The sequence below is a fragment of the Stenotrophomonas maltophilia group sp. Smal17 genome (assembly GCF_030237045.1).
GTDB classification, from domain to species: domain Bacteria; phylum Pseudomonadota; class Gammaproteobacteria; order Xanthomonadales; family Xanthomonadaceae; genus Stenotrophomonas; species Stenotrophomonas forensis.
In genome coordinates, this window is record NZ_JASJSU010000139.1 from 1 (window position 1) to 8,120 (window position 8,120).

The 8,120-nt window shown below is 66.6% G+C and carries 7 protein-coding genes; 5 read left to right on the forward strand and 2 right to left on the reverse strand.

Annotation, left to right across the window (positions count from 1 at the left end; translation table 11 throughout):
• Window positions 1-148: 148 nt before the first annotated feature.
• The 5 genes from QRO93_RS20745 (at window position 149) to QRO93_RS20765 (ending at window position 6,089) form a co-directional block, all read left to right on the forward strand.
• Window positions 149-1,324 (forward strand): phosphoglycerate kinase, encoded by a 1,176-nt coding sequence (locus tag QRO93_RS20745; RefSeq protein ID WP_053450652.1) that lies wholly within the window; start codon window positions 149-151, stop codon window positions 1,322-1,324.
• Window positions 1,321-1,974 carry an HAD hydrolase-like protein gene (locus QRO93_RS20750; RefSeq protein WP_053450651.1) on the forward strand — a complete coding sequence of 218 codons (654 nt, stop codon included), beginning with the start codon at window positions 1,321-1,323 and terminating at the stop codon, window positions 1,972-1,974. Before QRO93_RS20745 ends, QRO93_RS20750 begins: the two co-directional genes overlap by 4 nt.
• Before the next feature lie 174 nt (window positions 1,975-2,148).
• On the forward strand, window positions 2,149-3,615 hold the full coding sequence (gene pyk / locus QRO93_RS20755) for a pyruvate kinase (protein ID WP_053450650.1): 1,467 nt from the start codon (window positions 2,149-2,151) through the stop codon (window positions 3,613-3,615).
• Window positions 3,616-3,813: 198 nt separating this feature from the next.
• Window positions 3,814-4,818: a class I fructose-bisphosphate aldolase gene (locus tag QRO93_RS20760; protein WP_053450649.1), complete on the forward strand. Its 1,005-nt coding sequence runs from the start codon at window positions 3,814-3,816 to the stop codon at window positions 4,816-4,818.
• Between the two features lie 128 nt (window positions 4,819-4,946).
• Window positions 4,947-6,089, forward strand: a complete 1,143-nt coding sequence (locus tag QRO93_RS20765) for an ABC transporter substrate-binding protein (protein WP_164242941.1) — start codon at window positions 4,947-4,949, stop codon at window positions 6,087-6,089.
• 92 nt (window positions 6,090-6,181) lie between these two features.
• On the opposite strand, the gene QRO93_RS20770 is transcribed toward QRO93_RS20765, so the two are convergent.
• Both QRO93_RS20770 and cysK read right to left on the reverse strand, forming a co-directional pair.
• On the reverse strand, window positions 6,182-6,781 hold the full coding sequence (locus QRO93_RS20770; RefSeq protein WP_053450647.1) for an O-acetyl-ADP-ribose deacetylase: 600 nt from the start codon (window positions 6,779-6,781) through the stop codon (window positions 6,182-6,184).
• Between the two features lie 211 nt (window positions 6,782-6,992).
• A complete protein-coding gene (cysK, locus tag QRO93_RS20775) occupies window positions 6,993-7,952 on the reverse strand; it encodes a cysteine synthase A (protein WP_008266373.1) in 960 nt (319 codons plus the stop codon).
• Window positions 7,953-8,120 lie beyond the last annotated feature (168 nt).

Here is an 8,120-nt window from a genome sequence, read left to right on the forward strand (position 1 = left end):
TCACAAGGCGCCAGCGCTTTGGCTTTGGCTCTGGCTGTTGCTGTTGCGCCTCTGCCTGCCGCAGGCATCGGCCCTCCCACCATCCGCACCCGATACAATGGCCGTCTGCCGTAGCCCGGCATCCCGTCCCTGAGCCAAAGAGTTGCCCATGTCCATCGTCCGCATGACCGACCTCGACCTCTCCGGCAAGCGCGTGCTGATCCGCCAGGATCTGAACGTGCCGATCGAGAATGGCCGCATCACCTCCGAACAGCGCATCACCGCTTCGCTGCCGACGCTCAAGCGCGCGCTGGAGCAGGGCGCGGCGGTGATGGTCACCTCGCACCTGGGGCGCCCGAAGGAAGGCGTGTGGAGCGAGGCCGATTCGCTGGCGCCGGTCGCCGCACGCCTGTCCGAGCTGCTCGGCCGCGAAGTGCCGCTGGTGCGCGACTGGGTCGACGGTGTCGACGTGCAGCCGGGCCAGCTGGTGCTGCTGGAAAACTGCCGCATGAACGTGGGCGAGGGCAAGGATGACGAGGCCCTGTCGAAGAAGTACGCCGCGCTGTGCGACGTGTTCGTGATGGATGCGTTCGGCACCGCGCACCGCGCCCAGGCCTCGACCCATGGCGTGATCCGCTTCGCTCCGGTCGCCGCCGGTGGCCCGTTGCTGATGGCCGAACTGGACGCACTGGCAAAGGCGCTGGATGCTCCGGCCAAGCCGTTGCTGGCCATCGTCGCCGGCAGCAAGGTCAGCACCAAGCTGGAACTGCTGGCCAACCTGGTCGGCAAGGTCGATCAGCTGATCGTCGGTGGCGGCATCGCCAACACCTTCATCGCCGCCGCCGGCTACAACGTCGGCAAGTCGCTGTACGAACCGGACCTGCTGGACACCGCGAAGAAGATCGTGGCCGATGCCAAGGCGCGTGGCGCCGACATTCCGCTGCCGGTCGACGTGGTCACCGCCAAGCAGTTCCTGCCCGATGCCGTGGCGGAAGTGAAGGCGGTCGACGCCGTCGCCGAGGACGATCTGATCCTGGACATCGGCCCGCAGACCGCGGCGCAGTACGCACAGCTGATCGAGAAGGCCGGCACCGTGGTCTGGAACGGCCCGGTCGGTGTGTTCGAATTCGAAGCCTTCAGCAAGGGCACCGAAGCGCTGGCCCGCGCCATCGCCAGCTCGAAGGCGTTCTCCATCGCCGGCGGCGGTGACACCCTGGCCGCCGTTGACAAGTTCGATATCGCTGGCGACGTCAGCTACATCTCCACCGGCGGTGGTGCGTTCCTGGAGTTCCTGGAAGGCAAGACGCTGCCGGCCGTGGCGGCCCTCGACGCGCGCGGCGCATGAGCACCGATCGCAGCAGGGATGTCCTGTTCTTCGACCTCGACGGTACGCTGATCGATTCGCAGGTCGGCATTACCGCGTGCATCGCCTATGCGCTGCAGAAGATGGACCATCCGGTACCGCCGCAGGAGACACTGCTGGGCTGGATCGGTCCGTCGCTGCGCACCACCTTCGCGCCGTTGTTCGTTGAACCGGCGCGGGTGGAACAGGCGGTGGGCTACTACCGTGAACGCTTCGACGCCGAGGGCTGGCGCGAGCACACGGTGTACCCGCAGGTGGAAGACACCCTGCGCACGCTGCATGGTCGTGGCCACCGCCTGGCGGTGGTCACCGCCAAGAACGAGCCACATGCGCGCCGCATCCTTGCCCACCTGCCATTCGGCGGGCTGTTCGAGGAGATCATCGGCTCGACCCTGGACGGCTCGCGCAGCCACAAGCCGGAGCTGGTCGGCGAGGCGCTGCGCCGGCTGCAGGTGCAGCCCGCACAGTGCTGGATGATCGGCGACCGCCGCATGGATATCGAAGGCGCGCGTCACCACGGCCTGCGCAGTGTCGGTGTGCTGTGGGGCTTTGGCGGCGAAGCGGAACTCACCGAAGCCGGCGCCGGCCAGCTGGCCCGTGAGCCGGCACAGCTGGAAACGCTGCTGGCCTAGCTCCCTGTAGAGCCGGGCACGGGCTCGGCTCTACAGAACTCCCTGCGCCAGCGTATGTCCGGACCATGTCCGTTCCATGACCCGCGAAGTCAGGCAGCACAAGGCTGTAACCGTATACATGCGGCGTGAAGGATGTGCTAATTTCCGTTCTTTATCGGGAGAGGCCCCTTCACCATGTTCGAGCGTCAGCGTCGCACCAAGATCCTTGCCACCCTCGGCCCGGCCACTGATCCGCCGGGCGTGCTGGAGGATCTGTTCCGCGCCGGCGTCAACGTGGTGCGCCTGAACTTCAGCCACGGCGATCCGTCCGGCCAGGCCAAGCGTGCCGCCGAAGTGCGCGCCGCTGCGGCCCGCGTCGGCGTGGAAGTGGGCATCCTGGCCGATCTGCCGGGCCCGAAGATCCGCATCGAGCGCTTCGCCGAAGGCAAGGTGCAGCTGAAGGCGGGCGACCGCTTCGACCTGATCGCCAGCGAGAACGCCGGCCCCGGCAGTGCCAGCCAGGTCGGCGTCAGCTACCTCGGCCTGCCGCAGGACGTGGGCCCGGGCGACGTGCTGCTGCTCGATGACGGCCTGATGCAGTTGCAGGTGGTGGAAGTGCAGGGTGACCGCATCGTCAACACCGTGCTCAACGATGGCGTGCTGTCCGACCGCAAGGGCCTGAACAAGCAGGGCGGTGGCCTGTCGCTGGGTGCGCTGACCGAGCGTGACAAGGAACTGATCGGCATCGTTGCCAAGATCGGCGTCGACTTCATCGCCGTGTCGTTCTGCCGCAACGCGCAGGACATGAACGACGCGCGTGACATCGCCCGCTCGCACGGCTGCGATGCCGCGCTGGTGTCGAAGATCGAACGTACCGAAGCGATCGAGAACCTGGAAGAAATCGTCGAGGCCAGCGACGTGGTGATGGTCGCCCGTGGCGACCTCGGCGTGGAAATCGGCGATGCCGAGCTGCCGGGCCTGCAGAAGAAGATCATCAAGGCCTCGCTGGCGCAGAACAAGGTGGTGATCACCGCCACGCAGATGCTGCAGTCGATGGTGGAAAGCCCGATCCCGACCCGCGCCGAAGTGCTGGACGTGGCCAACTCGGTCATCGACGGTACCGATGCGGTGATGCTCTCGGCCGAAACCGCCGCCGGCGCCTATCCGGTCAAGGCCGTGGAAGCGATGGCGCGCATCTGCCTGGGCGCCGAGCGCCAGTTCCAGACCGAGACCGACTTCAACGCCTCGCCGCGCAACCTGGAACGCGCCGACCAGGCCATCGCCATGGCCACCATGTTCCTGTCGCAGCACGTGGGCGTGCGCGCGATCGTGGCGATGACCGAATCCGGCGGTACCGCACGCTACCTGTCGCGCTTCCGCGCCAAGGCACCGGTGTTCGCGGTCACCCGCCACGACGGTGCCCGTCGCCAGATGGCGCTGATGCGCGATGTCTATCCGATCAATTTCGACAGCCGCGGCCTGACCCCGCGCGAAGCCGCACGCGGCAGCATCCGCCTGCTGGTGGAATCGGAACTGCTGCAGGCCGGTGACCGCGTGGTGTTCACCAGTGGCGAGCACATGGAAACCCTGGGTGCGACCAACACCCTGCGCCTGCTGGAAGTGGGCGAAGACGGCCGCGCCAGCGGCCTGGGCGATCTGTAAGAGACGGACTGCATCGGGCCGGAACCCTGCGCGGGTCCGGCCCCCGGGGCCGGACGCCAACGTGGCTCTGGCCCGGTCGTGGCAGGTCAACGTCTGTCCTGTGCGGACATTGGAATCGTTTCCATCCTGGCCTCGACGTCGAGGCAACGGGTGGCGGGGCTATACTTACGTTTTTCCCGCACCCGCCACAGGAAGTACATGAGCATCGAACAGCTGGCTGAAACCGCCCAGGCCATGGTTGCCCCGGGCAAGGGCATCATCGCGATCGACGAATCCACCGCTACCATCGCCAAGCGTTTCGCTGGCGTCGGTATCGAGAACACCGAGGAGAACCGTCGCGCCTACCGCGAACTGCTGCTGACCACGCCGAAGCTCAACGAGCACATTTCCGGCGCCATCCTGTACGACGAAACCATCCGCCAGTCGACCAGGGACGGCGTGCCGTTCGCCAAGTACATGGCCGACCACGGCATGATTCCGGGCATCAAGGTGGACAAGGGTGCGCACCCGCTGGCCGGCTGCCCGGGCGAGCTGGTGACCGAAGGCCTGGACGGCCTGCGCGAGCGCCTGCAGGAGTACTACAAGCTGGGTGCGCGCTTCGCCAAGTGGCGTGCGGTCATCAACATCGGTGAGAGCATCCCGTCGGGCACCTGCATCGAGTCCAACGCCCACGCGCTGGCCCGTTATGCCGCCCTGTGCCAGGAATGCGGCCTGGTGCCGATGGTCGAGCCGGAAGTGATCATGGACGGCGACCACGACATCGAGACCTGCTACGAAGTCACCGAAGCCACCCTGCGCTCGCTGTTCGATGCGCTGTACCAGCAGAACGTGCTGCTGGAAGGCACCATCCTGAAGGCATCGATGGTCATCTCCGGCAAGGGCTGCGACGAGCAGGCCGACGTCGAGGAAGTGGCCGAGTCGACCGTGATGTGCCTGAAGAGCACCGTGCCGGCGATCCTGCCGGGCGTGGTGTTCCTGTCCGGTGGCCAGACCGACGAACAGTCGACTGAGCACCTGAACGCGATGAACCAGCTGGGCAACCTGCCGTGGCCGCTGAGCTTCTCCTACGGCCGCGCCATGCAGCAGGCCGCCCTGAAGCTGTGGGCCAAGGACATGAAGGGCAACTACGCTGCTGCCCAGAAGACCGTGTACGAGCGCGCCAAGGACAACGGCCTGGCCGCGCTGGGCAAGTGGAACGGCTGATCGGTTCCATTGCTGGATGAAAAGGCAGCGCCGGCATCACGCCGGCGTTTGCTTTTGCGGGTATCTTTTCCGCCCCCGCGTACCCGGCCGGTACGTGGGAATGACATGGAAGGCCAAGGAGAAACAACATGCGTTTGGCAGCACTTACACTGGCCGTTGCCGCGGTCCTGGTCGCCGGCGGTTGCAACCGCATCGGTGCGGGCATGGATGCGGGCAAGGCCGCGTCGCTCGAATTCGACAAGCCGGTGTCCGGCGAGATCACCACGCGCAGCGGCATCAACTTCAACGACGGCAGCCATCACCAGCTTTACCAGATCAAGCTGGACGACAACGATCTGGTTGGCCTGAAGCTGACCGGCAGGCTCAGCGGTTCGATCGCCGTGTTCAACAACGGCAGCCTGGTATCCACCAGCAATACCGTCTACGAGCGCGAGGGCGACGTCTCGGTGGCATTCCGTGCCAGTGGTGGCGGCACCTACCAGGTGGCGGTCAATGCCGATGGCCCGTCCGCCTTCGGTCCGTACCGCCTGCGTGCGGAGAAGCTGAAGCCGTACGACGGCAAGCCACTGGTGGGCGGTGGCGAGATCGTCGACATGCTGGGCGGCGACTCGCAGGACTACATCCTGCAGGTGGAGAAGGAAGGCCTGTACGAGATCCGGCTGGTGTCGGATGCCTTCGATCCGGTGCTGAAGGTGTCCGGCCAGGGCGTGGATGCCGAGAACGACGATAGCAGCGACAGCACCAACTCACGCCTGAGCCTGTCGCTGAAGCCGGGCAAGTACACCCTGACCGCGCGCGGCCTCGGTGACGGCGTCACTGGCATGTTCACCCTGTCGGCGACCCGCATCGAACTGCCGGGCAATCTGGTCGAGCGCGATGGCACCGCACTGCCGAGCACGGGCAGCGTGTACACGATGCTCGACAACGAAGGTCGCCGCCGCTTCCTGCTGACCCTGGATCGTCCGGCCGACGTGCGCCTGGATGCGATCTCCAGCCAGGTCGACACCGTGCTGCGCGTGGTCGGCGCCAATGTCGAGCTGTCCGACGACGATGGTGGCAATGGCACCAACGCACGCCTGCAGGAAACGTTGCCGGCCGGCCACTACACCGTCGACGTGACCAGCGTGAACAACGGCGCGGGCCTGGTGGAAGTGCGCGTGCAGGTGGATGGGGCCAGCGCCGACGGCGCCGCTGCCTCGGCGGCACGTGCCGCGGCCGACGCAGCAGCCGTTGCCGACGATGACGCTGCGGTGGAAGCGGCGAGCCGTTGAGGCAGATCCACCCCCTGTGTGGATGACATCGACGATGCAACGGAAAAGGCCGGGCAATGCCCGGCCTTTTCTTTTCCGCGGAACAGTGCGGCTCAATGTGCGGCAGCGAAGCCTGTATCGCCCAGTGGCGGCAGCAGCGGGCTGCGCGACTCGCTCTCCATGCTCTGCCCGGCGGCTGCCAGCGCCTGCTGGTAGGCCTTGGCGGTGGCGGTATTGAACGCAACCAGCACGATGCGCATCGGCTGTGCATGGCTGCGCTGCCACGCCAGTGTTTCGGTCACAGCGATCTGCGCGGCCTGGTACAGCGGATAGCCGTACACGCCGCAGCTGATTGCCGGGAACGCGATCGACTGCACGCCCAGGGATTCCGCCAGCTGCAACGACTTCCAGTAGCAGTTGGCCAGCAGCGCCGGTTCGTCACGCTGGCCGTCGTGCCAGACCGGTCCCACCGTGTGCAGCACATGCCGCGCCGGCAATGCGTAGGCGCCGGTGGCGCGCACTTCGCCGGTCGGGCAACGCACGCCCGGGCGAAGCTCCGGCAACTGTTCGCATTCGGCCAGCAGTGCCGGGCCGGCGGCGCGATGGATCGCACCGTCGACACCGCCGCCACCGAGCAATGTCTCATTGGCCGCGTTGACGATCGCATCCACCGCCAGGGTCGTGATGTCGCCCTGCCAAACTTCGATCTTCATGCGTCCGTCTCCTGCCTGTGAGGTGATCCGCGCAGCATCTGCGCCGGCTGTTCCCACGGTAGGGGACAGGGCATCGATACTGCGTCATGACCGTCTCACGCGCTGCGATCCGACGGCCTTCACGCACGATGGCGGGCGGCGCCTTCATGCAGGCTGAAGCAGGTGGGGTTTGTGACGGGCGGCAGCGCCGGGCCGTGCCCGGCGTTATGCGTCACGGCAGCCCGGCCAGCCAGTCGTCGTCAGACCCTTCGTTCACATCGGCAAACAGCGGCGTGGAGAAGTAGCGTTCACCGGTGTCCGGCAGCATGGCCAGGATCACCGAGCCCGGTTCGGCACGCGCGGCCACATCCAGCGCACTGGCAACGGTGGCGCCGGCGGAGATGCCGACGAAGATGCCTTCCTCGGCGGCCAGGCGGCGCGCAGTGGCGATGGCGCGGTCATCTTCAACCGACACCAGTTCATCCACCACATCGCGATTGAGCACGTCGGGCACGAAGTCCGGCGTCCAGCCCTGGATCTTGTGCGGCTTCCAGTCATCGCCCTTGAGCAATGCCGCGCCGGCCGGCTCGGTGGCAATGATGCGGGTCTGCGGGCGCGCGACCTTCAGCACTTCGCCCACACCGGTGAGCGTGCCACCGGTGCCCCAGCCGCTGACGAAATAGTCCAGCCGCTTGCCGGCGAAGTCGCGCAGGATCTCGGCGGCGGTGGTGTTGCGGTGATACGCCGGGTTGGCCGGGTTGGCGAACTGGCTGGCGAGGAACCAGCCATGCTCTTCGGCCAGTTCGCGCGCCCTGCGCACCATGCCGCTGCCGCGTTCGGCGGCCGGGGTCAGGATCACCTTGGCGCCATAGGCGCGCATCAGCTTGCGGCGTTCCACCGAGAAGGTCTCGACCATGGTGGCCACGAACTTGTAGCCGCGCGCGGCGGCGACCATTGCCAGCGCCACGCCGGTATTGCCGGAGGTCGCTTCGACGATTGTATCGCCGGGCTTGAGCAGGCCACGTGCTTCGGCATCGAGGATGATCGCCAGCGCCAGGCGGTCCTTCACCGAGCCGCCCGGGTTGAACGACTCGACCTTGGCGTAGAGGCTGACCTGCGGTGGCGCCAGGCGCTGCAGCTTGACGATGGGGGTGTTGCCGACGGTATCGAGGATGGAGTCGTACAGGGCCATGGAAGCGCTCCGGAAACGGGGCCGCGCCGGGCTTCGGCGGGCGAAGGGGGAGGGCTGGCTGTTCAGGCCAGCGGCTGCCGGCTGACCGTAGCGCCGGCATATGACGCCCGGAAATGACCAGATACCTTTCTTAAACAACCTTTGGTTATAAGCTGGTGACGGCAATAG